This window comes from Mycobacterium sp. NBC_00419, assembly GCF_036023875.1.
GTDB lineage: Bacteria > Actinomycetota > Actinomycetes > Mycobacteriales > Mycobacteriaceae > Mycobacterium.
This window is the reverse complement of record NZ_CP107931.1, coordinates 4,510,839-4,537,595: the sequence shown is the minus strand read 5'-3', so window position 1 is coordinate 4,537,595 and position 26,757 is coordinate 4,510,839. Positions and strand designations below refer to the sequence as shown.

The window sequence follows — 26,757 nt, the reverse complement described above, 5'->3', positions numbered from 1 at the left end:
CCACCGCGTTGTTAGCGACCAGCCGTCACAACATGCAGCTGACGCAATTTTCCACCTGAGTGCCTTCCAGCGCCATCTGCCGCAGGCGGATGTAGTACAGCGTCTTGATTCCCTTGCGCCAGGCGTAGATCTGGGCCTTGTTGACCTCGCGTGTGTCGGCGGTGTCCTTGAAGAACAGCGTCAGACTCAGCCCCTGGTCCACATGCTGGGTGGCCGCGGCGTAGGTGTCGATGATCTTCTCGTAACCGATTTCGTACGCGTCCTGGTAGTAGTCCAGGTTGTCGTTGGTCATGTAGGGCGCCGGGTAGTAGACGCGGCCGATCTTGCCTTCCTTGCGGATCTCGACCTTCGACGCGATCGGGTGGATCGAACTCGTCGAGTGGTTGATGTAGGAGATCGACCCGGTCGGCGGGACGGCCTGCAGGTTCTGGTTGTAGATACCGTGCGCCTGCACCGACTCCTTGAGCCGCTTCCAATCCTCATGCGTCGGGATGTGGATGCCGGCGTCGGCGAACAGCGTCCGGACCTTGTCGGTCTGGGGCTCCCACACCTGCTCGAGGTACTTGTCGAAGAATTCACCACTGGCGTACGTCGACTTCTCGAAGCCCTTGAAGGTCGTCCCGCGCTCGATGGCGATCTTGTTCGACGCCCGTAGGCAGTGGTAGAGCACCGTGTAGAAGTAGATGTTGGTGAAGTCGATGCCCTCGTCGGAGCCGTAGTAAATCCGTTCGCGCGCAAGGTATCCGTGCAGGTTCATCTGACCAAGGCCGATGGCGTGCGAGTCGTTGTTACCCTGCTCGATCGACGGCACCGACCAGATGTGCGTCTGGTCGCTGACGGCGGTCAACCCGCGGATTGCCACCTCGATGGTCTGCGCGAAGTCCGGCGAGTCCATCGCCTTGGCGATGTTCAGCGAGCCCAGGTTGCAGGAAATGTCCTTGCCCACCTTGGAATACGACAGATCCTCGTTGAACTGCGACGGCGTCGAGACCTGCAGGATCTCCGAGCACAGGTTCGAGTGCGTGATCTTGCCGTCGATCGGGTTGGCCCGGTTCACCGTGTCCTCGAACATGATGTACGGGTAGCCCGACTCGAACTGCAGCTCGGCCAGCGTCTGGAAGAACTCGCGCGCCTTGATCTTCGTCTTGCGGATCCGGCCGTCGTTGACCATCTCGTGGTACTTCTCGGTCACCGAGATGTCGGCGAACGGCACGCCGTACACCCGCTCGACGTCGTACGGCGAGAACAGGTACATGTCCTCGTTCTTCTTCGCCAGCTCGAAGGTGATGTCGGGAATGACCACACCGAGGCTGAGCGTCTTGATGCGGATTTTCTCGTCGGCGTTCTCCCGCTTGGTGTCCAGGAAGCGGTAGATGTCGGGATGATGCGCATGCAGGTACACCGCCCCGGCACCCTGTCGGGCTCCGAGCTGGTTGGCGTAGGAGAACGAGTCCTCCAGCAGCTTCATGATCGGGATGACACCGGAGCTCTGGTTCTCGATGTTCTTGATCGGGGCGCCGTGCTCGCGAATGTTGGTCAGCAGCAACGCCACTCCACCACCGCGCTTGGACAGCTGCAGTGCGGAGTTGATCGAGCGGCCGATCGACTCCATGTTGTCCTCGATGCGCAGCAGGAAGCAGCTCACCGGCTCGCCGCGCTGCTTCTTGCCCGAGTTGAGGAACGTCGGGGTGGCCGGCTGGAACCGTCCGTCGATGATCTCGTCGACCAGCTTCTCGGCCAGCATCGTGTCACCGGCGGCCAGCGTCAGCGCCACCATCACCACGCGGTCCTCGAAGCGCTCGAGATAGCGCTTCCCGTCGAAGGTCTTCAGCGTGTAGGACGTGTAGTACTTGAACGCACCCAGGAACGTCGGGAACCGGAACTTCTTGGCGAAGGCCCGATCCAGCAGCGACTTCACGAAGTTGCGCGAGTACTGGTCGAGCACCTCGCGCTCGTAGTAGTTCTCTCGCACCAGATAGTCGAGCTTCTCGTCCTGGTTGTGGAAGAAGACCGTGTTCTGGTTGACGTGTTCGAGGAAGTACTGGCGCGCGGCCAGCCTGTCCATCTCGAACTGGATGTTGCCGTCAGCGTCGTACAGGTTCAGCATCGCGTTGAGCGCGTGGTAGTCAGTCTCCCCCGGCAACGCGTGCGTCGGGGCTACAGGCTCAGCAGCTGTGACCGTTGGTGGCACGTGTCCTCGTCCTTCCAGAATTCAGCCAGTTCCGCACGGACGGCTTCCACGTCCTCTACGGTTCCCATCATTTCGAATCGGTAAAGCAGTGGCACGTCGCACTTGTGTGAGACCAGGCTGGCCGCAAAGCAGTACTCGGCACCGAATTGGGTGTTGCCGGCCCCGATCACTCCGCGGATCAGGGCCCGATTGTGCGGGTTGTTCAAGAACGCGATGACCTGCTTGGGCACATAGCCCTTGGCATCGAGGGTGGGGCTGTCCCCCCGGCCCTTACCGTAGGTCGGCAGGAGCAGGACGTACGGACGTTGCACCTCGATGCGGTCGTGCAGGGGAATCCGGATGGCGGGCAGCCCCAGCTTGACCGCGAAGCGGTGGGTGTTCTCCGAAACGCTGGAGAAGTACACCAACCGCGCCGGTCCCTCCGGGAGGCTGCCATCCGGATTCATCACGTTCTCCAGTGGCGCCTGGGGAGTCAGGCGCTGACTGCGACGCCGCCGGCAAGAGCCTTGATGCGATCGGGCCGGAATCCGGACCAGTGATCGCTGCCGGCCACGACGACGGGCGCCTGCAGGTAGCCCAGGGCCATCACGAAATCACGCGCCTCGGGCACCTCGGTGATGTCGACGATGTCGTAGGTAATGCCCTCTTTGTCCAATGCCTTGTAGGTGGCATTGCACTGCACGCACGCGGGCTTGGTGTACACGGTGATGGTCATCTTCGGTGACTCCTCGGCGAAACATGGAGATGGACTCAAGTCGGTTACGGGACTGGCTGTGCGCAGGCACTCACGGATATTCAGCTCGCTGCCAGACCCCGGCATTCCCAGCCTTTGGAGTGGTCCGGATCGGCACTCAAGTCCCGATTTCGGCGCTCCGGCGAACCTGTGAATCTTGTGGTCTTTCGGCGTCTCAGACACTACACCTAGTGGCCGACAACGAGAAGAGATACAACATGTTCTGAATGACAAATATGAAATTCCCAGGTCGTAAGCCCTCCGACACCTTCGTCGACGGCGTGTCGCATGTCACAACACGCCGTTTCAGCATCGCTGAGTTCAGGTCTATCAGCAGGGTCCGACACATCCCGCCGGCAGCGGCCCACGGGCCCCCCATAAACAGCAAAACCGCCAGTGAGTCGCGGCGACTCACTGGCGGCTGATGCCGAACGGTTCAGCTCACCTCGGCGGCGAGCTTGCCCACCGCGTCGCGCACGGCGGCGGCCACCTCGGCGGTCTCCCGCGGGTGCTTGCCGTCGAAGGTCGGGGTCGGCACGGACAGGCCGATCGCCTCCACCACGCGCGGACCGGCGATGCCGAAGGACTTGCGCGTCTCGTCGTGCGCCCACACTCCGCCGTACTGGCCCAGTGCCGCTCCGATGACGGCCAGCGGCTTGCCGTTCAGCGCGCCGTTGCCGTAGGGCCGCGACAACCAGTCGATGGCGTTCTTGAGCACGCCCGGGATGCTGCCGTTGTACTCCGGGGTGACCACCAGGGTGGCGTCGGCGTCGGCGGCCGCCGCACGCAATGCGACTACCGCGGCCGGCGCGTCCTCGGTATCGAGGTCCTCGTTATAGAAGGGAAGCTCGCCAAGCCCCTCATAGATGCTGGCGCTGACGCCTTCCGGCGCCGATTCCACTGCCAGTTCGGCCAGCTGCCGATTGACCGATGCCGCCCGCAGGCTACCTACCAAAACCAGGACCTTGATGTCCGCCATGTCCGTTTCCTTCCGTTGTGTTCGGATCTTCGCACGAGGTAACCGGACTACGGTCCGATTAATTCCACCTGAGCTAAAGTGGCGGATGTGACCGCCGTCAACGGGGTGGGTGGGCTGCCGATCTCGGCGCCGCAAGAGCGTGGCGATGCTGCCCGCAACCGCCTGCTGCTGCTCGGCGCCGCCCGCGCGCTGATCGACGAGCGCGGTACCGAGGCGGTGTCGATGGACGATATCGCCGCCGCCGCAGGCGTCGGCAAGGGGACGCTGTTCCGCCGCTTCGGCAGCCGCGCGGGCCTGATGATGGTGCTGCTCGACGAAGACGAGCGCACATTGCAGCACGCCTACCTGTTCGGCCCGCCGCCGCTGGGCCCCGATGCCCCGCCGCTGCAACGACTGCTGGCCTTCGGCCGTGAACGACTGCGCTTCGTCCAGGCCCATCGCGAACTACTCTCCGACGTCAACCGCGACCCCGACGCCCGCTACAGCGCGCCGTTCGCCGTCATGCACACCCATGTGCGCGTTCTTCTGGAGGCGGCGGGAAGCAGCGGAGATCTCGGCGCCCAGGCCGACGCCCTGCTGGCACTACTGGACGCCGACTACGTCACCCGCGCACTGGCCGACTCGGGCCGAAGCCTCGAGAGCCTGGCCGACGCCTGGGACAGCGTCGCGACCAAGCTGTGCGGGACGTGACCGCGGGCGAGCCCCGACAGTGGGTCCTGCACGTGGACCTCGACCAGTTCCTGGCCTCAGTCGAACTGCGCAGGCATCCCGAACTCGTCGGCCTGCCGGTCATCGTCGGCGGCAGTGGCGATCCCACCGAGGCCCGCAAGGTGGTGACATGCGCATCCTATGAAGCCCGGGAATTCGGCGTACACGCCGGCATGCCGTTGCGCAGCGCTGCACGACGGTGCCCGGACGCGACGTTCCTGCCGTCGGACCCGGAGGCGTACGACGAGGCCTCCGATCAGGTGATGGGCGTGCTGCGCGACCTCGGCCATCCGGTCGAGGTGTGGGGTTGGGACGAGGCGTACGTCGGTGCGCACGTCGAGGACCCGGTGGCGCTCGCGGAGCGGATACGCGCCGAGATCACCTCCGCGACAGGACTGGTCTGCTCGGTCGGCATCAGCGACAACAAGCAGCGCGCCAAGGTGGCCACCGGGTTCGGCAAACCCGACGGCGTCTACACCCTCACCGACGCGAACTGGATGGACGTCATGGGACAGCGCCCGGTCGACGCGCTGTGGAGCGTCGGACCGAAGACCGCCAAAAAACTTGCCGCCCTTGATATCACGACAGTGCGACAGCTGGCGTCCACCGATGCCGAACTGCTCACCGCGACGTTCGGGCCACGCACCGGGTTGTGGTTGCTGCTGCTGGCCAAGGGCGGTGGGGACGCCACGGTCAGCGCGCAGCCGTGGATTCCGCGCTCGCGCAGCCACGTGGTCACGTTCCCGCAGGACCTCACCGACCGCGCCGAGATGGACGCCGCCATCGTCGATCTCGCGACCCGCGCGCTCGATGAGGTGGTGAGCCAGGGACGCATCGTGACGCGGGTGGCTGTGACGGTGCGGACCAACACGTTCTATACGCGGACCAAGATCCGCAAGCTCGACCGGCCGGGCATACAACCCGAGGTGATCACCACCGCGGCGCTGCGAGTGCTGGACCTCTTCGAGCTCGACCGTCCGGTGCGCCTGCTCGGTGTGCGGCTGGAACTCGCCGCGCTGCAATGATTTTCAGGCCGGCGGCAGAGATTGCGCCCCGCGCGGCCGAAGCGCCCTGGTGAAGAACACATTCACCCGCGTCATCGCCACGCTGTAGGGCCACCACGCCAGCCGCTTGAATGCATACAGCGCCCAGATGTCCGCCGAGGTGTAGATCAGAAAGCGGTTCCTGGCCACGCCGGCGACGATGCGGTCGGCCACCTTGTCGGCGGTGACCGCGTGGCCGCTGAACAGCTTGACCCAGCGCTGCACCTTGGGATGCTCGCGGTCCACCCCGGCGATGTGGACGGTCTGCACAAGTGGGGTGTCGACCGCACCCGGCACCACCAGCGACACCCCGATGTCGTGGCGGGCCAGGTCGAACCGCAGCACCTCCGAGAGGCCGCGCAGCCCGAACTTGCTGGCGCTGTAGGCGGCATGCCACGGCAACGCCACCAGACCCGCCGCCGAGGACACGTTGACCAGATGGCCGCCGCGGCCGGCGGCTACCATCGGCGGCAGGAACGTCTCGATCACGTGAATCGGACCCATCAGGTTGACGTCGATCATCGACCGCCAGTGCCCATGGGTCAGGTGCTCGACGGTTCCCCACGCCGAGACGCCGGCGATGTTCATCACCACGTCCATCGCGCCGTCGCGGGTGTGGATGTCGGCGGCGAACCGGGCGACGGCGTCGTAGTCGGAGATGTCCAGGGCCCGGTGCTCGGACACCGTCGCGCCAAGCGCACGCACGTCGGCGACCGTGGCCTGTAAGCCCTCGGCGTTGATATCGGTGAGATACAGCTCCGCGCCCTCACGGCCCAGCCGCAGCGCTGTCGCGCGGCCGATACCGCTGGCCGCACCGGTGACGAACACTTTCTTGCCCGCGAAACCGCCGGTCATCCGCTCAGCCGCCGACCCGTCCGCCCCACAGGGCGCGCAGCCACAACTTCTCCAGGATCCGCACCGCGGCGTCCATGTCCCGATCCGGACCCAGAAAAGCCGACTCGCCGGACAGGGTGAGCCCGGTCGTCGCCACCAGCGTCCGGACCAGACCGTGGATGTCGTCGGTGATCGGGTCGGCGGTGCCGTTGCGGATCTCGGCCTCCACGATCGGCACGATCTGCGCGACGACGGCCTCGTTGTATGCGTCGAGGATCTCCCGGATCTCGGCATCGGTGTGCCGGGCGGCATTGCACGCCCTCATCAGTGGGTCGTTGTGGGCGTAAACCGCTGCGGCGCTGCGGACCATGCGCTCGGCGAAGGCGGTCGGGCTCTCCTCGGGGCCGCGCGGTGCATACGAATGGGTGAGGTCGTCGAGTTCCTGCCCGGCTTCGCCGACGAGGTACGCCAGCACCGAGTACTTGGAGTCGAAGTAGAAGTAGAAGCCCGAACGGGCTACCCCGGCGCGGTCGCTGATCATGCTCACCGACAAATCGGAGAACGGCTTCTCCTCCAGCAGCTCGCGAACGGCTTGCACGATGGCATGCCGCTGCTTGTCGCCGCGGCGACGGGGCGCCTCGACAGCCTGCTGGTGCGCGGTCACCCGTTCACCTTGCACCACGGCACGCCCGAAGTGAAACTTGACACACGTCAAGTGTCGTGGTGAGGATGGTGCTACCTCAAGTATCAGCCCCGGCCGGCAACCACGATCCGTCCGCCCGTCCACTTCCCCAGGAGCGTTGATGGCCACGATCAGTACCCCGCAGTACCTTCTGGACCAGGCCCGTCGCCGGTTCACTCCGACGTTGAACACCATCCCCGGGATGGGTGCCGTGGAGAAGCGGCTGCGCGAGCGCGAGTGGCCGCAGTTCCCGCTGGCTCAGCCGCCCGCGGGCAGTGACCTCAAGACGATCATGGGCGATTCCGGGCTGCCACTGCTGGGCCACATGATCGAGACCTTCCGCGGCGGTCCTGACTATCTGATGCAGGTCTACCGCAAGTACGGCCCCCTGCACTACGCCTACTCGCCGGCCCTGCCCGCCGTCGTCGCGCTGGGACCCGACGCCACCCAGGCGGTGTTCACCAACAAGAACAAGGACTTCTCGCAGAAGGGCTGGCACCCGGTGATCGGGCCGTTCTTCAACCGCGGCCTGATGATGCTCGACTTCGAAGAGCACATGTACCACCGCCGGATCATGCAGGAAGCCTTCACCCGCACCCGGCTGTCGGGCTATGTCGAGCACATCGACCGGGTCGCCTCGGCGGTCGTCGCCAACGACTGGGTCGCCAACGATCCGCGGTTCCTGTTCCATCCCGCGATCAAGGAACTGACGCTCGACATCGCCTCGGTGGTGTTCATGGGTCACGAGCCGGGCTCCGACCACGAACTGGTCACCAAGGTGAACCAGGCGTTCACCACCACCACCCGGGCCGGCGGGGCGATCATCCGCACCAGCGTGCCGCCGTTCAAGTGGTGGCGCGGGCTGCAGGCCCGCAAGGTTCTCGAGGAGTACTTCGTCGAGCGGCTCAAGGAACGTCGCAACTCCGGCGGCACCGACATGCTCTCGGTGCTGTGCCAGACCACCGACGACGACGGCAACAGCTTCACCGACGACGACATCGTCAACCACATGATCTTCCTGATGATGGCCGCCCACGACACGTCCACCTCGACGCTGACAACGATGGCCCATCAGCTTGCCGCCAACCAGGACTGGCAGGAGCGCTGCCGCGACGAGTCGTCCCGCCTCGGCGACGGCCCCTTGGATATCGAGGCTCTGGAGAAGCTGGAGACTCTCGATCTGGTGATCAACGAGTCGCTGCGCCTGGTCACGCCGTTGCCGTTCAACGTCCGCCAGGCCGTGCGCGACACCGAACTGCTGGGGCATTTCGTGCCGGCGGGTACCAGTGTCAACATCTGGCCCGGCCTCAATCACCGGCTGCCGGAGCTGTGGACCGACCCGGAGAAGTTCGACCCGGATCGCTTCGCCGAGCCGCGCTCCGAGCACAAGCGCCACCGGTATGCCTTCGCCCCGTTCGGCGGCGGCGCGCACAAGTGCATCGGCATGGTGTTCGGCCAGCTGGAGATCAAAACGGTGATGCACCGGCTGCTGCGCAAGTACCGGCTGGAGTTGCCGCACCCCGGCTACCAGCCGCACTACGACTACGCCGGAATGCCGGTGCCGATCGACGGCATGCCGATCGTGCTGCGCCCGCTGCGCTGAGACGCTGGGCCCCGCGAGATTGACGTCCCGCAGAAGAAGTTCGAGTAGGACTCCGCCTGGCGTCAATCTCGGCGCGGGTGAAGGCCCAGGACGTCAGGCCGCGAGCAGCCGGTTGGCGCAGGCGATGACGGCGCGCAGAGCGGACTGCGTGGGGTCCTCGGCCCAGCCCATCGCCCAGTGGTCGCGGTGGCCGTTGCCGCCGCGGACGAACGTCGCGGTGTGCGCACCGGACTGCAGCTGGTGAAAGGCCATCATTTCCAGGCCGATACCGCGCTCGTAGAGCATCGCCGTCAGCGCGGCCAGCGGTCCACTGGCGTGTGCGACGGCGGTTTCGATGCGGTCGCCGAGGGCCAACGTGGCGCGGAAGGTGTGAGCCTGCGGGCCGCAGCGGGTCGACGACCGGCCGGCCTGGTCGGACTCCCAGGCGCCGAGCCGAAGCGGGCCCGCGCTGGGGCTGTATCGGGCGGTGAAGGCGGCCCACGATAGGGCGGCGGCGTCGTGTCGCAACCCGTGCGGCAGGGGCGCGCAGAACCGCGGCGAAGTGTCAGGGATGGTGGTGCTGGGACTCATGATGCGGTCGTCTCGTAGTACTCGAGGGGACCGACGTCGGCGCAGCTGATGACCCACAGCGGGGGGTCGGTCTGGATCAGACCCCGCTGTGGGTTGCTACTACGAGTCGCGCACTATGCACGGTGGCGATGCTAGACCTCGCCGCAATGGCGGTGCAAATGGCTTTCCGGACCCCCGCACACCTTCATCGAATCTTCATCGAACGACTAGCGAAAGCCGGATCAGCGGCGGCAACCCTCGAGGACAGGACACGCGGCATCCCGCCGCGCGTACCGGACCGAGAGGACGCACCACGATGGACACCCGTTCCCTGGCTGTCGCCGGCGCCGCCATCGCCGCGCTGATCACACTCACCGCCTGCGGCACCACCACCAAGACCGCAACGAGTAGCACTGCCCCCGCTCCAGCGACCGCGGTGGCGAGTTCTACGGCGGCGGCACCTGATACCCAGCCGCACAACAACGTCGACGTGATGTTTACCCAGCACATGATTCCGCACCACCAGCAAGCCATCGAGATGAGTGACGACATCCTGGGCAAGCAGGGCATCGACCCTCGGGTGATCGCACTGGCCAACCAGATCAAGGCCGCGCAGGGCCCTGAGATCCAGCAGATGCAGGGCTGGTTGTCGCAGTGGGGTGTTCCCGCGATGCCCATGATGCCCGGCGGCATGGACGACATGCCCGGCAACTCCGGGATGCCCGGCATGCCCGGTCACGACATGCCCGCTATGGGCGCGGGCATGGGAATGATGTCCGACGAGGATATGGCCGCGCTGCGCAACGCCGTGGGGCCTGCGGCCAGCCGGCTGTTCCTGACCCAGATGATCCAGCATCATCAGGGCGCGATCATCATGTCGCAGAAGGAAATCGGGCAAGGCCAATACCCTGCGACCGTCGCGCTGGCGAAGTCGATCGCCGAGAGTCAGCAGAAGGAGATCGACGAGATGAACAAGATTCTCGCCTCGCTCTGAGCAATCAGGCCTCTGCGGCTGCGGGCACCGAGGGCAACTCGATGGTGAACACAGTGCCCGCGCCGGCTCCGTCACTGCTGACTGAGATCCTGCCGTCGTGGGCCTCCACGAGAGCCTTCGCGATGGCCAGGCCGATACCGCTGCCCCCTCGGCCGCGGCCTCGGGCTGCATCCGCCCGGTAGAAGCGCTCGAAGACATGGGGCAGGTGCTCGGCGGCGATCCCCTCCCCGGTGTCGGCCACCGTGATCACGGTGGCGGCTCCCCGTGCGCTCACGTCGACATCGATGCGACCGCCGGGCGGCGTGTGGCGCACTGCGTTGTCCAGAAGGTTGCCCACTACCTGGCCGAGGCGATCGGCGTCGATCCACAGCCGTCGGGCAGCCGGATCCACCGTCGAGTGCAGTCCGACACCGGCCCCGGTCGCACGGTCTGCCACGGCGTTCAGGGAACGGCCCACGAATGTCTCGGCGTCGACCCGGCCACGCGAGATCGTCAGCCCCTCCTCCGCTTGAGCGAGCGCGTTGACGTCCTCGGAGAGCCGGACCAGCCGCCGAGCCTGATCGCGCATCACCGAAATCGATTCGGCATCAATGTCTTTCACACCATCTTCGACCGCTTCGAAATAGGCCTCCAGTACCGACACGGGCGTCCTGATCTCGTGCGCAAGATCGCCGAGCAGCCGTCGGCGAGTTCCTTCGACCGTCTCCAGCCGTGCAGCCATCGCATTGAAAGCGGCAGCCAGCGAATCGAAGTCGGCACCGAGTTGCGGCGGGGACACCCGCGCATCGAATCGTCCGTCGGCGACGCGCGCCGCCGCCGACGACACCGCTGACAGTGATCGTTGCAGTCGTCGGCTGAAGTACCACGTCACCACCAGCGCAGTCAGTGCCGCGGCAGCGACAGCGACGCCGACAGAGATCGCCGTCGCGTAGGTATAGGCCTGCTCGGCGTGGAACTGCTCGTGGGAGTCAGGCTGCATACCGGCGCGGCGAAGATGTTCGCGGAACAGCGGTGGCCCGACGACGAAGGCGACCACCGCCGTGGTGGCCGCGCCGGCTGCTACCACCAGAACCTGGGCTCCGAACAGGCGCCCGGTGAGTCCCGGTGTGCGCCTCATTGACCGCTGCCCATCCGATAGCCGACCCCACGCACGGTCAGTACATACCGCGGGCGGCCCGGATCGTCGCCGAGTTTGCGACGCAGATGACCGATGTGCACGTCGATCAGGTGGTCGTTGCCGACCCAGTTGTCCCCCCACACCGCTTCGAGAAGCTGGCGCCTGGTGAACACCAGGCCGGGGCGGGCCGACAAAGCGGCCAGCACGTCGAACTCTGTGCGCGTGAGATTGGTTGGGTGTCCGCCGACCGATACCTCGCGCGCGGCGACGTCGATGCGCAGATCACCGAAGTCGCGTGGCGGGGGCTCGGTGGGCGCGGCACCGACCGCCTGCGGCGCGCTTCGGGGCCGCCGCAACATCGCCTGGACCCGGGCGACCAGTTCGCGGGGGCTGAACGGTTTGGTCATGTAGTCGTCGGCGCCCACCGACAGCCCGACGATGGTGTCCACCTCGGTGTCGCGTGCGGTCAGCATCACGACGTAGGCGTCGGAGAACGTTCGCAGCTGCCGGCAGACCTCCAGCCCGTCGATGCCGGGCAGGCTCAGGTCGAGGATCACCACATCGGGGTCGCACTCCCGGGCCAGCCGCAGCGCGTCGGTTCCATCTGCCGCCGCGGTCACCTCGAAGTGTTCCCGCGTGAGATAGGCCGCGACGACCTCGGCCAGGGCTGTCTCGTCGTCGACGACGAGTGCACGATGGCTGGCGCCCGGGTGCGGCCTAGGAGTCACCGAGCGAGTCGATCGCCGTCTGCAGTTTGACGCCCACCTCGTCGGCGACCGGCCGAAGCGCGGCCTCGCCGGTGACCTCGACGAGCAGCTGGGGATTCATGGCCTCGACGACCACCGATCCCTCGTGGTCCGGATCGGTGCGCACCACGACGTTGCATGGGAGCAGCAGCCCGATCTGGCGGTCGATGCTGACGGCGCGATGGGCCAGCGGCGGGTTGCAGGCTCCCAGGATGAGGTAGTCACCGAGTTCGTCGCCGGCAGCGGCTCCGAGTTTGTTGCTGAGCGTGGCTTTCATGTCGATCTCGGTCAGCACGCCGAAACCCTGGGCCGCCAACGCCTCCCGTGTGCGTGCCACGGCGTCCTCGAACGACGCCCGCACCGTGGTGGACAACGCGATGCTCATCTTGACTCCCCCTGTTTGGGTGTTGCGCTAAGCGAGCGCGAGGAACAACTTCTCCAGTTCCGCCTCGTTCATCGGAGCGCTGCCGTCGGCCGTGGTGCCGCTGACGCATTCGCGCAGCCCGGTCGCCACGATCTTGAACCCGGCCCGGTCGAGCGCCCGCGATACCGCGGCAAGCTGGGTGACGACGTCCTTGCAGTCGCGACCCTGCTCGATCATCGAGATCACACCCGTGAGCTGCCCCTGTGCCCGACGCAGTCGGTTGAGCACCGCTGCAATGGCGTCTTCGTCTCCGACCATGACAACCCTCCTGAGGTTTCGTACGTCGAGTGTACCCGTAGGGGTATAACGACACGCGGTCCGAATTCATGCCCGCGTTTGGGAATACCCCATGGGGTATTTTGGGTTAATCGTAGTAATACCCAAGGGGGTACCAACACAGCACCGAAAGGACCCCGCCTCATGAGTACCGTGAACCTGAGCTTCGACGATTTCGAGTCGACGATCACCGATAAGTCAGTTGTGATCGTGGACTTCTGGGCGTCGTGGTGCGGCCCGTGCCGCGCCTTCGCCCCGGTCTTCGACCGCTCCGCGCAAGCCCACCCCGACGTCGTGCACGCCAAGGTCGACACCGAGGCCGAACAGGAACTCGCCGCCGCGCTGCAGATTCGTTCGATCCCCACGGTCATGGCGTTCCGCGACGGCATCCTGGTCTACAGCCAACCGGGCGCGATGCCCGCAGCCGTTCTCGAGGAGCTGATCACCAAGATCAAGGCACTCGACATGGACGAGGTCCGTGCGACGATTGCTGCGCGCAAAGACACCGCCCACGCATAACCTTCACAACAGAGGAGTGATCATGTGCTATCCCGTTGAATGCCCGAGCTGCCACAAGACCACGTGGGCCGGCTGCGGCGAACACGTCGCCGACGTGCAGCGTTCCGTGCCGGCCAACCAGTGGTGCACCTGCGCGGCCAACCAGCCCGCGCACCACTGAATCCTGCTGATCCACCGGATTATTCAGCTGTCGACAGAGCGTCGGAGAACACCGGCAGGAACGGCCGGTGATTGGCCGCTCCCCCGCGGCGGAACGGCATGCTGTCCCTCGATGCGGCATACCACTGCGTTCGGCTGACTGCCGACAGGTCCAGCGTGTGGCCGCACACCGCGGCCAGGGTGTGCAGCAGCAGGGTGCCGGTGCGGCCGTTGCCCTCACGGAACGGGTGCACCTGGTTGTAGTCGGCGTACCACCGGGCGAACTCGTATGCCACGCGGGCGGTGTCGGTCGGGTCCAGTTCGTCGGGTAGGGCCCGGGCCCGCCGCTGCAACTCGGTCACCGCATCGGCGATCTCGGCCTGCCAGGCGAACACGGTGTCACCACGGCGCAGCTCGGTGACCCGCAACCGTCCGGCCCAGGAGTAGACGTCGGCGAAGACGTGCTGGTGCAGCGTGCAGATATCGAGATCCTCGACCACGGCCCGGCCCGCGAGCAGGTGTTGATGCCATTGGGCGGTGCGTCCGGCGGTCGCGACGAACTCCAACTCTGCGAGCACCTCGGCCGAGTCGGTGCCGAAGTTGTTGCGCAGCATGGTCGTTCCCGGAATGAGATAGGGGCGCCGACGGCGAAGGCTGCGACGCGGCGCTCGTGGCGGCGGGTGAGATGCCCGGTGCTCGGCAAGGTAGTCGGCGAACGCACGCTCTCCGCACATCAATTCGACCAGGGTCGCCAGATGGTGGTCGGTCGGCCGCCAGCCCTCGAGTCGCTGCGCCGCCACCGTCTGGTCGAGGCCGTGACGTAGTCCGGCTGGCAGCCGATCGAAGGGGTGCATCCGGCCGGCGTCTAGTGAGGGATCGAGGACAGGAAGGCCAGCTTGCGCCGGATGCCGCTGACCTCGCGGGCCACCGTGCGCACCGTGGCCCGCTCCTGGGGCGCCAGCTCCGACATCGACACGGTGTCGTCGACCGGCGTGCCGTCCAGCCACGGCCCGCTCCGCAAGCGCCAGCGCATCCGGGACAGCGCCACGTAGCAGTCCCGCAGGCTCGACGAATCGTCGGTGTCGATCACCGACGCCGCCGCTGCGTCATTGAGACGCTCCATGGTGGTCAGCGCGTCCGACCCCGCCGACAACGCCCCCCAGCGGGCGATCTTCACGATCGGGTCGATCACGGCCGCCTTGAGGTCCGCGCGGTCTGCCTGGGTGGCGAAGATGCGCAATCGGCCGGGGATCGAGGCGCGCACAAAGGTGGCGTCCTGCAGCATCGACTTGCGCGCAATCGGATGGGCCCGCGCCGCGGCGATGGCGTGCGGCCGAAGCCGTTCGCGCCGTTCGGTCTCGGTGACGCTCCAGGCGTCGGCCAGCAAGCCGAGCATCACCACCCCGCGGTCCAGCTCGGGTTCTGCCGCCCACCGCTCGATACCCTCGGCCCAGCTCACGTCGCGCCGGCAGAACCGCAGCCGGCTGCCCAGCACCCCGTTGTCGTCGAGTCGCAGACCGCAAGATTCCAGCAGCGCGTGCACCTGCGCGGCCAACGTCAGCGCCTGCGTCTTACCGTCGTCGTCGACGTCGTCGGCCAGCGCCACCAACGTCTCGACATCCGAGCCGGGAACCGCCTCACCGCGGCCGACGCTGCCAGAGACGAACCACGTCCACCGCGGCTCCGGCCCCGGTGTGGCACCGGCAACCAGTCGCGCCGCCGTGGCCACCGTGCTGCGCAGCGCCTCCGACCAGCCCGCGGCCAGCGCCAGCGTCGGCGTGTGCCGGCCCAGTTCCGCCGCGACGGCCTGCTGAGCCCGCTTGACCGCAGCCCGCAGAGCCGCCTGGTCACCGGCGGCGTCGATGTCGGCGACCGTCGCAACCATGTTCCGGCTGGACTCCGATTCGGCGGGCATGACGATGATTGTGGCCTGCCCGGACGCCGCCCGTGCGACCTTGGCCTGGTCACGCAGATGTGATGCTGCGGAAACCGTCACGACAAACTGCTGGTCTAAATTTCTGTCACACGACAGTTATTAGCTCCGGGTCAACGGCGATCCGGCCCGTCCCCGACCACAGGAGCACGCGCCACATGACCGCCACCTTCGATCCGGCGATCTCGTCCGAAGAGGACGCCGAGACTCTCTCCGAACTGGGTTACACCCAGGAACTGCACCGTGGCATCGGCGGCTACGCCGCGTTCGCCTCGGGCTTCTCGTTCGTCTCGATTCTGACGACTGTATTCGCCTTCTTCCCGCTGGGCTTCGCGCTCGGCGGGCCGGCCTTCTTCTTCACCTGGCCGATCGTGTTCGTCTGCCAGTTCTGCGTCTGCCTGATCTTCGCCGAGTTGTCGGGCAAGTTCCCCGTCGCCGGGGCGATCTACCAGTGGTCACGGCGGCTGGCCGGCAACGCCGTCGGCTGGTTCGCCGGCTGGTTCATGCTGATCGGCTACATCGTCAGCATCGCGGCGCTGGCGATCGCGATGCAGACGGTGCTGCCGCCGATCTGGAGCGGTTTCCAGCTCGTCGGGACCGACATGGATCCGCTGTCGGTCGACGGCGCCACCAACGGCATCATCCTCGGAGCGGTCACCATCGTGCTGTGCACGATCATCAGCGCCGCGGGGGTGAAGTTCATGGCACGCATCACCGTCACCGGCGTCACCATCGAGATCATCGGTGTGGTGCTGATCATCGCGGCGATGTTCCTTACCGCTGAACGCAATCCGGCTCAGGCGGTGCTGGACACCGGCGGACACGGCAGCGGCGTCCACTACCTGCCGGCGTTCCTGGCCTCCATGCTGATGGCTGCCTACGTGATGTACGGATTCGACAGTGCCGCAGAGCTTTCCGAGGAGACCAAGGATCCGCGCCGCACCGCCCCCAAGGCCATCGTCAACGCGCTTCTGGTCTCGTTCGTCGGTGGTGGCCTGATGATCCTGGCGGCGCTGATGTCGGCTCCTCAGCTGGGCGACGACCTGGCCCACGGCGGCATGGCCTGGGTCATCGAGAGCCAACTCGACACCTGGCTGGGCAAGACCCTGCTCGCGCTGGTCGCGGTGGCAATCTTCTCGGCCACGCTGGCCATCCAGGCCTCGGCGTCGCGGGTGATGTTCTCGATGGCCCGCGACAACCGGCTGCCGTTCGGCAAGTTCCTGGCCAAGGTCAACAAGCGCACCGGCACCCCGGTGATCACCGGTATCGCGGTGAGCCTGCTGGCGATCCTGGTGCTGCTGGTCAACCTCGGCCAGTCCAGCGTGTTCGCCGCCATCGCCTCGGTGTCGGTGGTCATCGTGTACCTGGCCTACCTGATGGTGACCGTGCCCGCGCTGATCCACCGCCTGCGCGGCACCAGCCTGTCCTACGGCCCGCCGGTGATGGACCTCGGTAAGTGGGGCATCCCGGTGAACCTGATCGCCGTGGTGATGGGCGGGCTGCTGGTGGTCAACATCGGCTGGCCGCGCCAGGAGGTCTACAACCCGGCGGGCGACTCGCTGTTCCTGCAGTACTTCGCGCTGATCTTCACCGCCGCCACGCTGGTCGTCGGCTACGCCGCCTATCGGGTGGTCAAGGACCGCGAGGGCGCTCCCGACCCGGCCGACGCTCTGGTCGGCAAGAAAAAGTAGCGGATTCACCCCGCGAGCAGGCGCAAAATCGCACGAATCCGGCCCAGCCGGTGCGACTATGCGTCTGCTCGCGCGGGGTGGAGCGGTAGGTGCTCAGGTGAACGGGTTGTCGCCGACGGCGACCTGCTCCCCCAGTGCGATCAGCCGGCTGGCCGAATCATGCAGCCGCTCACCGGCTTCCCGGTGCGCCTGCCCGGCCAGGTAGCGCGAATACGTCCCCTCGATGACGATCGCCAGCTTGAAACACGCCATCGCCACATACCAGTCGAGATGCTCAGTGGACCTGCCCCCGGCATCGGCGTAGGCGGCGATCAGTTCGCTGCGGTTCGCCAAGCCCCCCAGCGCGGCCAGTTCCCGGCCGGCATTGATCGGGTCGGGATCGTGCGGCCAGCACACCAGGATCCAGCCGAGGTCCAGCAGCGGATCTCCGACGGTGCACATCTCCCAGTCGACGAACGCGGCCACCTGCGGCACCTCACGACGCAGCAGGGTGTTGTTCAGGTGTGCGTCGCCGTGCATGATGGCCGGTTCGGCGTCAGGTGGGCGGTGTTCGCCGAGCCAGTCCGCGAGCCGGTTCACCTCGAGGGACTCCGGGCGGTAATGCGGGTGACGGTAGCTCTCCAGCAGCGTGAGGAAGTTCGGAACCTGGCGCTGCAGAAAGGATCCCGGGCGTTGCAGCTGCTCCAGCGGACGGCCCCGCCACGGTGCCCGGTGCAGCTCTGCCAGTGCGGCGGCATAGTTCACGCCGACCTGGTGACGCATCGCCGGGTCGGCGGCGTAGGCCGGCGCGACCTCGGTGGCCGGGTTGAATCCGTCGACCTCCTCCATGAGGTAGCAGACCACCCCGAGCACGTCGAGGTCCTCGCAGGCCGCCACGATCCGCGGGTGCGGCGCGGCACTGCCGGAAAGTGTTCGCAGCACGGCGATCTCACGTTGCATGGTGCGGTTGCTGTTGGATCGGGGATGCGGCGGCGGCCTGCGCAACACCAGCGGCCGACCGTCGAGTCGTAGCCGGACCACCACGTTCTGGGTACCGCCGGCCAGTGGTTCGACGTCGGTCACGTCTGCGCCGATGCCAGTGGCCCGTACCCATCCGGTCAGCGCCGCCACGGCCGCATCGTCGATCGCGCCCGGGACCTCGGCGGCCCGGTCAGCGGTGTCGGTCATCGTCAGCAGATTCGCGGAAGTTGTTCACCCAGTTCACGTTCGATCACCCGGGTGGTCCCGAACGCCGTGCGCCCGACCACCATGCCCGGATGGTCGGCGACCACCCGTCCGATGATGACGGCATCGGCGCCCTCGGGCCGCGACCGCATGGCCGCCAGCACTGCCTCGCTGTGCACGGGGTCGACGAACGCCACCAGCTTTCCTTCGTTGGCCACCTGCAGCGGGTCCAGACCCAGGAAGCTGCACGCCGACGACACCGTCTCGGGCACCGGGATCAGATGCTCGTCGAGTTCGACGCCGATGCCCGCCGTACGGGCGATCTCCACCGTCGAGGCGACCAGACCCCCGCGGGTCGGGTCACGCAGCGTGTGCACCGCGTTCGGGTCGTCGACCGCCGCCAGCATGGCGGCCACCAGACGGTGCAGCGGCGCGCTGTCGGTGGCCACCGTGGTGCCGAAGTCGATGCCTTCACGCACGCTCATGATGGCCACGCCATGCTCGCCGATGTTGCCCGAGATGATCACGTGATCGCCGGGGCGGGCCTGATCCGGTCCGATGCGCAGCCCGTCGGGCACGACACCGACGCCGGCGGTGTTGATGAAAAGGCCGTCCGCGCCGCCCTTTCCGACCACCTTGGTGTCGCCGGTGACGATGCCGACTCCGGCGTCACTGGCGGCCTTGCCCATGGTCTGCGCGATGGCGCCAAGGAGCTCGAGCTCTAGGCCTTCCTCGATGATGAACCCGGCGGTCAGTGCCAGTGGTTGTGCACCGCTCATCGCCAGGTCGTTGATGGTCCCGTTGACGGCGAGGTCACCGATGTTGCCGCCCGGGAAGAACAACGGGTTGACGACGTAGGAGTCGGTGGTCAGCGCGATACGCCCGCCTGCGACGTCGAGCAGCGCGGAATCCCGGGCGGGACCCCCTGTCGACCCGAATGCCGGCAGGAACAAATTCTCGATCAGTTCCTCCGAGAGGATGCCGCCGCCGCCGTGGCCCAGCAGGATGCGTTTGGTCTCGCGCAGCGGCAGCGGGCACACCCAGGCGTGCGGATCGATGGACGTGACGTGTTGCTCAGACATGCGCCGCCGTTTCAAGCCTGCGGAACTGGTAGTACGCCGCACACGCGCCCTCGCTGGACACCATGGTGGCGCCCAACGGAGTTCGCGGGGTGCAGGTCTTACCGAACGCCGGGCACTGGTTGGGCTTGAGCAGGCCCTGCAGCACCTCACCGGCGTGGCATTCCGCGGACTCCGCCACGGTCAGATGCCCCACCCCGAACTTGCGTTCGGCGTCGAACGCGGCGTACTTATCCGACAGCGCCCAGCCGGATTTCGGGATCATGCCGATCCCACGCCACTGCCGGTCGGTCACGGTGAACACATCGGCCAGCGCCTGCTGAGCGACGATGTTGCCCTCGTCGTTGACGGCCCGCGGGTAGGCGTTGCGGAGTTCGACCTTGCCGGACTCCAGCAGGTCCACCGCCTGGCGTACGCCTTCAAGCAGGTCGAGGGGTTCGAAGCCGGTGACCACGATGGGCACGCCGAACTGCTCGACCAGCGGCCCGTACTCGGAGGTACCCATCACGGTGCACACATGCCCGGCGGCCAGGAAGCCCTGCACCCGGTTGGTCGGTGAACTCAGAATCGCGGCCATGGCCGGCGGAACCAGCACGTGGGAGATCAGCACCGAGAAGTTGGTCAGCCCCAGGCGCTGGGCGTGCAGCACCGACATCGCGTTGGCCGGCGCGGTGGTCTCGAAGCCGACACCGAAGAACACCACCTCTTTGTCGGGGTTCTCGGCGGCGACGCGGGTGGCGTCCAGCGGCGAGTACACGATGCGCACATCCCCACCGCGGGCGCGCACGCTGAACAGATCCTGGTGGCTTCCGGGCACCCGCAGCATGTCACCGAACGAGCAGAAGATGACGTCGTCGCGCGACGCGATCTCCAGCGCCCGGTCGATCATCTCCAGCGGGGTCACACACACCGGGCAGCCGGGCCCGTGGATGAACTCGACGGCGCCGTCGAGCAGCTGGTCGATACCGTTGCGGATGATCGAATGCGTCTGTCCACCACAGACTTCCATGATCGTCCAGGGGCGGGTCGAGCGGCGCCGGATGGCTTCGACCAGCGCCTTGGCTGCGACCGGGTCACGAAACTCGTCGAGATACTTCATGCCGGTTCCCTCCTGCCCTGACCTTCGACGCCGCTCAGCTCCTCCTCGAGGATGCCGAGGTCTTCGAACATCTTCAGCGTCTCGTGGGCCGAGGCCTCGTCGAGCCGGGTGATCGCGAAACCCGCGTGCACGATCGTGTATTCGCCGATCTCCATATCCGGCAGGTAGGCCAGGCACACCGTCTTGGTCGTACCGCCGAACTCGACGGTCGACATCCTGGTACCCGCCTCTTCCCAGATCTCGATCACTTTGCCGGGGATTCCGAGGCACATATGCCATTCCTTTCCGGTACAGCCGCCGCGTCACAGAGCATCGCGGCGGCGATGGTGGCCTGGCCGAGCGCCAAACCTCCGTCGTTACAGGGCACGATCCGATGAGTCAGGACCTCGAACCCGCGCTCGGCCAGCGTCAGCCGAAGTCCTTGTACAAGAAGCCGATTGGCGAACACCCCGCCGGTCAAGCCGATCACCGAGATGCCGGCGGCCCGCGCACACGCGGTCGCCGCGGCGGCCGTCGCGCGGATGACGGCGTCGTGGAAACCGGCTGCCAGGTCAGCGCCGAGCGCGCCGGCCCGCAACCCGGCGACGATGCCGACGATCACCGGCGCAGGGTCGAACACACCCCCGGTGACCGTGAAGTCCAGGGGTACCGGCGTTCCGCGCCGCGCCAGATGCTCGAGTTCGACGGCGGCCTGCCCCTCGTAGGTGACGTCCTGGCAGACGCCGAGCAGGCTGGCCACCGCGTCGAAGAGCCGGCCCATGCTCGTCGTGGCCACACAGCCCAGTCCCCGGGGGATCTGCTGGCCCAGGATGTGCAGCGCGGTGTCGTCCAGGGCCGCCACCGGCGGCAGGTCGGCCGCCCACGGCACACCGGCCCGGTTCAACAGATCCAGTGCGATACGCGCGGGCTGGCGTGCCGCGCCGTCGCCGCCGGGCAGCGCGAACTCACGCAGATGCCCTACCCGGGTGAACCGCGCGGCGTCGGTGACGGCCAGCAACTCCCCGCCCCAGATCGTGCCGTCGGTGCCGTAGCCGGTGCCGTCGAAGGTGACGGCGATCGTCGGGGTGCCCAGCCTGCCGTGTTCTGCCAGCAGGGACACCGCATGCGCGTGGTGGTGCTGCACGGCGACGACGGGCCGGCCTGCGGCAGCCCGGTGCGCCCACGCCGTGGTGGCGTAGCCGGGGTGCATGTCGCGGGCGATCACCTCCGGCCGACGGTCGGTCATGAAGGCCAGGTGCTCGACGGCGGCCTCGAAGCAGCTCTGGGTGCGCGGATCCGCCATGTCGCCCAGGTGCGAGGACATGTGCGCGTGGCCCGTCCCATTGTTAGAGCCGCCCATCAGGCAGAACGTCGTCTTCAGGTCGCCACCGGTGGCCAGGATGACCCGATCGAGCCCGGGTTGCGGCACCGACACCGGCAGCGGCGCGTAACCGCGGGACCGTCGCAGTGGCAGCTGATTGTCCTGGTCGTCGAGGGTGATCACCGAGTCTTCGCAGGGCACATGGATGGGCCGGTCGTGGGTGAGCACGGCGTCGGCCAATCCGTCGATCCACGACAGGTCTGCATCCCGGAAGACGATGGGCGAGCCGCCCTGGTTGGCCGAGGTCATCACCAGCGGCACGGCTGCCCCTGACGTCGCCGGCCCAGCGGCTCCGGCCAGCCGGTCGAACAGCAGATGGTGCACCGGGGAGTAGGCCAGCATCACGCCCAGCTCGTCGAGGCCCGGGGCCACCTCCTCGGCGACGGCGCCCGGCCGCCGGGGCACCAGCACGATCGGGGCCGCCGGCGAGGTCAGCGCAGCCGCAGCGGCGTCACTCAGGTCGGCGACCTCGGCCGCGCCGGCCAGATCGGCGACCATCACAGCCAGCGGCTTGGCCGGCCTGGTCTTGCGGCGACGCAGTTCGGCGACCACGGCCGCGTCGTCGGCACGGCACGCCAGGTGGAAGCCGCCGATGCCCTTGACCGCGACGATCGCCCCGGCGAGCAACGCCGACACCGCCGCGCCGATCGGGTCGCCGTCGTCCGGTTCGCCCGTCGCGGGGCGCCACTGCAGGCGGGGCCCGCAGTCCGGGCAGGCGACCGTCTGGGCGTGGAACCGGCGATTGGCCGGGTCGTGATACTCCGCCGCGCACGACGGGCACATCGGGAAGGCGGCCATGGTGGTCGTCGGCCGGTCATACGGAAGGTCGGTGATCACGGTGTAGCGGGGGCCGCAGTTGGTGCAGGTGATGAACGGGTGGCCCGATCGCCGGTCGGCGGGGTCACGCATCTCCCGCAGGCAGTCCGCGCACACCGCGACGTCGGGCGGAACCAGCGTGCGTGAATCATCACCACTTCGGCTGTCGATCACATGAAAGCCCTTGTCGCCCTTCGCATCTATCGACGAGGCGTGGAGCGTGTCGATGTGGGCCATCGGCGGCGGCCGGTGGCCGATCGCGAGCACCGCCGCGTCCACACCGGCGGGCGGCCCCTCGAGTTCGGCGTGCACCGACCCGGCGTCGTTGAACACGAAACCACTGAGCCCGTACTCGGCGGCGATCCGGGCGACCGCGGGGCGAAAGCCGACGCCTTGCACCACACCAGTGATGTCGAGGCGCACCCGCACGTTCATCAGCTCACCTGTATCTCAGCCCACCGGCCACAGGGGTAGAAAGGTGCTCATGAACCTCCGCAGCGATGACACGGGTACCCGCGAAGGCGGGCTGTCGCCGCGGGCAAGTGCCACTCACGCTAGTCCCGGACCCCTATGACCACAATCACATTCCGGCACCAAAATCCTGCGCTTTTCCGCCCCCAAACAGGCCCGACCCGCGCGGCGCCGGACGTAAGGTGCAGGCCTGCACGATCCGGGCGATTGGGGTGAAGGGATAGTGGCCGACGGTGCATGAATTGTCGCTGTGCCATGCGATCGCCGGAGTGGTCAGGCCGTACGCCCAGGACCGGCGCATCGACGTGGTGCACGTTCAGATCGGCGCGCTGCGCCAGGTGGTGCCCGAGTCGCTGTCGTTCTGCTGGAACATGGTCCGTGAACACGAAAGCATGCCCGAGGCCGAACTGGTGCTGGAGTGGGTCACCGCCGAAGTTCACTGCCGCGGCTGCGGGCAGCAGTCCGAGATCACGTCACGGTGGTCGGTCAGCTGCCCACAGTGCCAGAGCGCCGATGTCGAGGTGGTCCGCGGCAATGAGTTCCTGGTGACCTCCCTCGACGTGTCCTGACCGACGAGCGAAAGGTCTTCACCATGGGTCGATTTCACCGCCACGACGACGGCACCGCGCATGACCACGACCACGACCATGACCACGGCGACCACGGCGACCACAGCGGCTACGGCACCGGCTCCCAACGCATCGAGGTGCTCGAGTCGATCTTCGCCGAGAACGACACCCGCGCCGACATCAACCGGTCGGCCTTCCAGGCCAACGGCATCCGCGCGCTGAACCTGATGAGCTCGCCGGGTTCGGGCAAGACCACCGTGCTGGCGGCCACTCTCGACGAGCTTGCCGGTGACATCGCCGTCGGCGTCATCGAGGGCGACATCGCCACCGACATCGACGCCGCCCGCCTCGGTGGCCGCGGCGCGCAGATCTCCCTGCTGAACACCAACAACGGCTTCGGCGGCGAGTGCCACCTGGACGCCCCGATGGTCAATCGGGCCCTCCAGGGCCTCGACCTGCCGGCACTGGACCTGGTGATCATCGAGAACGTCGGGAATCTGGTGTGCCCCGCGGAGTTCGACGTCGGCGAGCACGCCAAGGCGATGGTCTACTCGGTGACCGAGGGCGAGGACAAGCCCCTGAAGTACCCGGTGATGTTCCGCTCGGTCGACGTGGTGCTGCTGAACAAGATCGACCTGGTGCCACATCTCGACGCCGACGTCGACACCTATATCGCCCATGTGCGGCAAGTGAATCCGTCGGCGGCGATCCTGCCGGTCAGCGCCCGCACCGGTGAGGGGATGCCGGCCTGGTTCGACTGGATCCGCAGGTTCACCGCAGCGACGTCATGACGGCGCGCCGCGCAGGCTGAACCGCACCGCGACGACGCACACGTCGTCGTTGCGCGGCGCAGGGGCCATGGTCTGCGAAAGCCGCTGGCATGCGGCCGACAGCGGTTCGTCGGCCGCCCAGTCCCGGATCAGCCGCTGCGCCCATTGAATTCCGGTCTCGATGTCCTGGCCGCGTCGCTCGATGAGGCCGTCGGTGTAGAGCACCACGACGTCGCCGTCGGCGAGTGTGGTGTAGCCCTGGGCGTAGCTGACGTCGTCGACCGGGCCCAGTACCGGTCCATGGCCGGTGGCAAGCCGCACGACTTCCCCGGTATCGGCTCGGCGCAGCAGCGGCGGCGGGTGACCTGCCGAGGCGTAGGACAGTGAGCTGTCGCTGGGATCGAAGATCGCGACGCTCATCGTGGCGAACTTGCCGTGGCTGGCGTGCCGGGTGAACGTGTTGAGCTCACCGAGCAGCCGCGCCGGTGAGAGGCCTTGCAGCGCCAGAGCGCGGGCGGCGCTGCGCAGTTGGGCCATGTCCTCCACGGCGGGCAGTCCGTGCCCGACGACATCACCCACCGTGACGTAGGTGCGGCCCTGCCGCAGCGCCATGGCGTCATACCAGTCGCCGCCCAGGCCGTGAACCGCGTCGGCCGGCTCGTAGCTGATCGCCACGTCGATACCGTCGATCGCCGCCGGGCTGCTCGGCAGCACCGCCGCCTGCAGGATGGCGGCGCGGGCGTGCTCGTCGGCGTAGACGCGGGCGCGCACCAGCGCCTGGCTGATCATCGTCGCCACCGCCGAGGCGTAGGCCAGTTGGGCGGTGTCCAGCGGCTGCGGGCGGTCCCACGCGAGCACCAGGACTCCGATCGACATGCCACCGCCGGTCAACGGCCAGCTGACCGAGCAGAAAGTTCCGCTCGCCGCCAGCCACGCGGCGTTGTCCGGATAGCGGCGCTGGTAGTCCAGCGGGTTGCGGACGACCACCGGCTGCCCGGTACGAACGACCTCGCAGGCCGCTGCCGGTTCGCTGAGCGACACTCCGCGACCGAACCTGGCCACGACCGGCTCCGGATAGCCGGCCATCGTCACCCACTCCAGTCGGGTTCCGTCCGGTGACACCAGCCCTAAGGTGAGCGCCGAGGCACCGGCGTCATTGAGCACCTGGGATTCCACCGCGTCGCCGATCTGCTCCTGGGTCAGCGCACCGGAGAGCAGCTGACCCAGGCGGGCCAGGGTGCCCAGGCGCAACCGTTCGCGTCGTTCGGCTTCCCGCTGCTTGATCGCGGCGACCCGGCCGGCGGCCTCCTGGGCGATGAGCATCGACACCAGGACGACGACGGCGATGAAGGCCTGGGTGACCGCCAGTCGTCCGGGTGCGGGAAGGTCCAGCCGCGCGAATGTGCCGTAGCCGGCATCGGTCAAGACGTTGGCGGTCAGGGCCAGTACCGCTCCGGCCAGCGCGGCGCCGAGGACGTCGAGCCGCAGCGCCGCCCACGCCATCACGGGCAGCAGAAGCAAAGCCGGTGGTACGGCGGTGACGAACGCCACCACCGACAGCGCGGCCGTGGCGAGCAGAATCAGTGCCGTCTCGAGCTTGCGGGTCGCGAGGACATGAATTTGTTTGGGCCACAGGAGAATCGGTGCACCAATGACCAGAACGCCGATGCCGTCGCCGGCCCACCAGTGGAGCACGGCCGACGGTAGCCACGCGCCGTCACGAATCACGGTGGTGACGGCCCCGCCGATCAGGCCACCCGCCAGCGGGCCCAGCACCCCAGCTCCTGCGACGAAGCGGGCCAGGTCGTCACGCCTGCGCAGATCGGGTGGACCCTTGCACCACCGGAGCACCACCGACGCTCCGACCAGGGCCTCGACAGCATTGGCCGCGGCGAAACCGGCTGCCGCGGGCCAGCCTGCTCCGTAGCGCAGGTCCACGGCCAATTCGGCGACGACAATCGCCGCGACGATCACCGGCCACAGCGACCGGCGCGTCAGAATCATCGCGGCCACCGTCACCCCGGCCGCGGGGAAAAATGCCGGACCGATACCGGCGCCGAAGGTCTGCCACGACAGCACGGCCCCGACGATGTACGCCAGAGCTACCCAACCGAACAGACCCGTTGCCGCTCCCAGACGGTCCTGACGGTTAGCGCCGGTCAAACAGGCTCACCCTTCGATGGCTCGGCGAACGAAAAGAGCACCCGCAGAGCCTAGTCATACTCCCACGGCAGGCGCAGCGGAACCACTCGAGCCGATTGCGCACCGA

General features: G+C 67.3%; 28 protein-coding genes. 9 read left to right on the top strand and 19 right to left on the bottom strand.

The window, feature by feature from the left end:
- Positions 1-25 precede the first annotated feature (25 nt).
- The 4 genes from nrdE to OG976_RS21710 form a co-directional block, all read right to left on the bottom strand.
- On the bottom strand, positions 26-2,191 hold the full coding sequence (nrdE, locus tag OG976_RS21725) for a class 1b ribonucleoside-diphosphate reductase subunit alpha (RefSeq protein ID WP_328353450.1): 2,166 nt from the start codon (positions 2,189-2,191) through the stop codon (positions 26-28).
- On the bottom strand, positions 2,158-2,637 hold the full coding sequence (gene nrdI / locus OG976_RS21720; protein WP_328363871.1) for a class Ib ribonucleoside-diphosphate reductase assembly flavoprotein NrdI: 480 nt from the start codon (positions 2,635-2,637) through the stop codon (positions 2,158-2,160). The genes nrdE and nrdI overlap by 34 nt, the downstream gene beginning before the upstream one ends.
- A 26-nt stretch (positions 2,638-2,663) precedes the next feature.
- Complete coding sequence (locus tag OG976_RS21715; protein WP_328353447.1) at positions 2,664-2,906, bottom strand: redoxin NrdH; 243 nt, start codon at positions 2,904-2,906, stop codon at positions 2,664-2,666.
- 454 nt (positions 2,907-3,360) lie between these two features.
- Positions 3,361-3,903 carry an NAD(P)H-dependent oxidoreductase gene (locus OG976_RS21710; protein WP_328353444.1) on the bottom strand — a complete coding sequence of 181 codons (543 nt, stop codon included), beginning with the start codon at positions 3,901-3,903 and terminating at the stop codon, positions 3,361-3,363.
- Positions 3,904-3,990: 87 nt separating this feature from the next.
- Between OG976_RS21710 and OG976_RS21705 the strand changes: the two genes are divergently transcribed.
- On the top strand, positions 3,991-4,593 hold the full coding sequence (locus OG976_RS21705) for a TetR/AcrR family transcriptional regulator (protein WP_328353441.1): 603 nt from the start codon (positions 3,991-3,993) through the stop codon (positions 4,591-4,593).
- Positions 4,590-5,636 carry a DNA polymerase IV gene (locus OG976_RS21700; protein ID WP_328353438.1) on the top strand — a complete coding sequence of 349 codons (1,047 nt, stop codon included), beginning with the start codon at positions 4,590-4,592 and terminating at the stop codon, positions 5,634-5,636. The genes OG976_RS21705 and OG976_RS21700 overlap by 4 nt, the downstream gene beginning before the upstream one ends.
- Before the next feature lie 3 nt (positions 5,637-5,639).
- Here the strand turns inward: OG976_RS21700 and OG976_RS21695 are convergent, their stop codons facing one another.
- Positions 5,640-6,509, bottom strand: a complete 870-nt coding sequence (locus OG976_RS21695; protein WP_328353435.1) for an SDR family oxidoreductase — start codon at positions 6,507-6,509, stop codon at positions 5,640-5,642.
- Positions 6,510-6,513: 4 nt separating this feature from the next.
- Entirely contained in the window at positions 6,514-7,152 is a 639-nt protein-coding gene (locus tag OG976_RS21690) for a TetR/AcrR family transcriptional regulator (RefSeq protein ID WP_328353432.1), read from the bottom strand.
- Between the two features lie 136 nt (positions 7,153-7,288).
- On the opposite strand from OG976_RS21690, the gene OG976_RS21685 reads away from it, so the two are divergent.
- Positions 7,289-8,773, top strand: coding sequence for a cytochrome P450 (locus OG976_RS21685; RefSeq protein WP_328353429.1), 1,485 nt, complete (start codon positions 7,289-7,291; stop codon positions 8,771-8,773).
- 93 nt (positions 8,774-8,866) lie between these two features.
- On the opposite strand, the gene OG976_RS21680 is transcribed toward OG976_RS21685, so the two are convergent.
- Complete coding sequence (locus OG976_RS21680; RefSeq protein ID WP_328353426.1) at positions 8,867-9,343, bottom strand: homocitrate synthase; 477 nt, start codon at positions 9,341-9,343, stop codon at positions 8,867-8,869.
- A gap of 295 nt (positions 9,344-9,638) precedes the next feature.
- On the opposite strand from OG976_RS21680, the gene OG976_RS21675 reads away from it, so the two are divergent.
- Positions 9,639-10,316: a DUF305 domain-containing protein gene (locus OG976_RS21675; protein WP_328353423.1), complete on the top strand. Its 678-nt coding sequence runs from the start codon at positions 9,639-9,641 to the stop codon at positions 10,314-10,316.
- A 4-nt stretch (positions 10,317-10,320) separates the two neighbouring features.
- Here OG976_RS21675 and OG976_RS21670 read toward each other — a convergent pair whose 3' ends face one another.
- Genes OG976_RS21670 through OG976_RS21655 form a run of 4 tightly spaced genes read right to left on the bottom strand, consistent with a single transcriptional unit; the run spans position 10,321 to position 12,861 of the window.
- The gene (locus OG976_RS21670; RefSeq protein ID WP_328353420.1) at positions 10,321-11,433 is read right to left on the bottom strand and encodes a sensor histidine kinase; all 1,113 of its coding nucleotides are present in this window, start codon (positions 11,431-11,433) and stop codon (positions 10,321-10,323) included.
- Positions 11,430-12,161 (bottom strand): response regulator transcription factor, encoded by a 732-nt coding sequence (locus OG976_RS21665; RefSeq protein WP_328353417.1) that lies wholly within the window; start codon positions 12,159-12,161, stop codon positions 11,430-11,432. Before OG976_RS21665 ends, OG976_RS21670 begins: the two co-directional genes overlap by 4 nt.
- Positions 12,151-12,564, bottom strand: coding sequence for a DUF302 domain-containing protein (locus tag OG976_RS21660; protein ID WP_328353414.1), 414 nt, complete (start codon positions 12,562-12,564; stop codon positions 12,151-12,153). The genes OG976_RS21665 and OG976_RS21660 overlap by 11 nt, the downstream gene beginning before the upstream one ends.
- Positions 12,565-12,591: 27 nt before the next feature.
- On the bottom strand, positions 12,592-12,861 hold the full coding sequence (locus tag OG976_RS21655; protein WP_328353411.1) for a metal-sensitive transcriptional regulator: 270 nt from the start codon (positions 12,859-12,861) through the stop codon (positions 12,592-12,594).
- A gap of 162 nt (positions 12,862-13,023) precedes the next feature.
- On the opposite strand from OG976_RS21655, the gene trxA reads away from it, so the two are divergent.
- On the top strand, positions 13,024-13,398 hold the full coding sequence (trxA, locus tag OG976_RS21650; protein ID WP_328353408.1) for a thioredoxin: 375 nt from the start codon (positions 13,024-13,026) through the stop codon (positions 13,396-13,398).
- 22 nt (positions 13,399-13,420) lie between these two features.
- Complete coding sequence (locus OG976_RS21645) at positions 13,421-13,558, top strand: hypothetical protein (RefSeq protein WP_328353405.1); 138 nt, start codon at positions 13,421-13,423, stop codon at positions 13,556-13,558.
- A gap of 19 nt (positions 13,559-13,577) precedes the next feature.
- Here the strand turns inward: OG976_RS21645 and OG976_RS21640 are convergent, their stop codons facing one another.
- Positions 13,578-14,390 carry a Fic/DOC family protein gene (locus OG976_RS21640; RefSeq protein ID WP_328353402.1) on the bottom strand — a complete coding sequence of 271 codons (813 nt, stop codon included), beginning with the start codon at positions 14,388-14,390 and terminating at the stop codon, positions 13,578-13,580.
- A gap of 11 nt (positions 14,391-14,401) precedes the next feature.
- Positions 14,402-15,532, bottom strand: a complete 1,131-nt coding sequence (locus tag OG976_RS21635; protein WP_328353399.1) for a putative nucleotidyltransferase substrate binding domain-containing protein — start codon at positions 15,530-15,532, stop codon at positions 14,402-14,404.
- A 95-nt stretch (positions 15,533-15,627) separates the two neighbouring features.
- Here OG976_RS21635 and OG976_RS21630 point away from each other — a divergent pair, with 95 nt between their 5' ends.
- Complete coding sequence (locus OG976_RS21630) at positions 15,628-17,160, top strand: amino acid permease (RefSeq protein WP_328353396.1); 1,533 nt, start codon at positions 15,628-15,630, stop codon at positions 17,158-17,160.
- 93 nt (positions 17,161-17,253) lie between these two features.
- Here the strand turns inward: OG976_RS21630 and OG976_RS21625 are convergent, their stop codons facing one another.
- Genes OG976_RS21625 through hypF form a run of 5 tightly spaced genes read right to left on the bottom strand, consistent with a single transcriptional unit; the run spans position 17,254 to position 23,113 of the window.
- Entirely contained in the window at positions 17,254-18,327 is a 1,074-nt protein-coding gene (locus tag OG976_RS21625; protein ID WP_328353393.1) for a phosphotransferase family protein, read from the bottom strand.
- A gap of 2 nt (positions 18,328-18,329) precedes the next feature.
- A complete protein-coding gene (gene hypE, locus OG976_RS21620; protein WP_328353390.1) occupies positions 18,330-19,406 on the bottom strand; it encodes a hydrogenase expression/formation protein HypE in 1,077 nt (358 codons plus the stop codon).
- Positions 19,399-20,502 carry a hydrogenase formation protein HypD gene (hypD, locus tag OG976_RS21615; protein ID WP_328353387.1) on the bottom strand — a complete coding sequence of 368 codons (1,104 nt, stop codon included), beginning with the start codon at positions 20,500-20,502 and terminating at the stop codon, positions 19,399-19,401. Before hypD ends, hypE begins: the two co-directional genes overlap by 8 nt.
- On the bottom strand, positions 20,499-20,774 hold the full coding sequence (locus OG976_RS21610) for a HypC/HybG/HupF family hydrogenase formation chaperone (RefSeq protein WP_167104208.1): 276 nt from the start codon (positions 20,772-20,774) through the stop codon (positions 20,499-20,501). The genes hypD and OG976_RS21610 overlap by 4 nt, the downstream gene beginning before the upstream one ends.
- Complete coding sequence (hypF, locus tag OG976_RS21605) at positions 20,747-23,113, bottom strand: carbamoyltransferase HypF (protein WP_328353380.1); 2,367 nt, start codon at positions 23,111-23,113, stop codon at positions 20,747-20,749. Before hypF ends, OG976_RS21610 begins: the two co-directional genes overlap by 28 nt.
- A gap of 269 nt (positions 23,114-23,382) precedes the next feature.
- Here hypF and OG976_RS21600 point away from each other — a divergent pair, with 269 nt between their 5' ends.
- Complete coding sequence (locus OG976_RS21600) at positions 23,383-23,718, top strand: hydrogenase maturation nickel metallochaperone HypA (protein WP_328353377.1); 336 nt, start codon at positions 23,383-23,385, stop codon at positions 23,716-23,718.
- A 23-nt stretch (positions 23,719-23,741) separates the two neighbouring features.
- Positions 23,742-24,509 carry a hydrogenase nickel incorporation protein HypB gene (hypB, locus tag OG976_RS21595; protein WP_328353375.1) on the top strand — a complete coding sequence of 256 codons (768 nt, stop codon included), beginning with the start codon at positions 23,742-23,744 and terminating at the stop codon, positions 24,507-24,509.
- On the opposite strand, the gene OG976_RS21590 is transcribed toward hypB, so the two are convergent.
- The gene (locus tag OG976_RS21590) at positions 24,504-26,651 is read right to left on the bottom strand and encodes a SpoIIE family protein phosphatase (RefSeq protein ID WP_328353373.1); all 2,148 of its coding nucleotides are present in this window, start codon (positions 26,649-26,651) and stop codon (positions 24,504-24,506) included. The genes hypB and OG976_RS21590 overlap by 6 nt on opposite strands.
- Positions 26,652-26,757 lie beyond the last annotated feature (106 nt).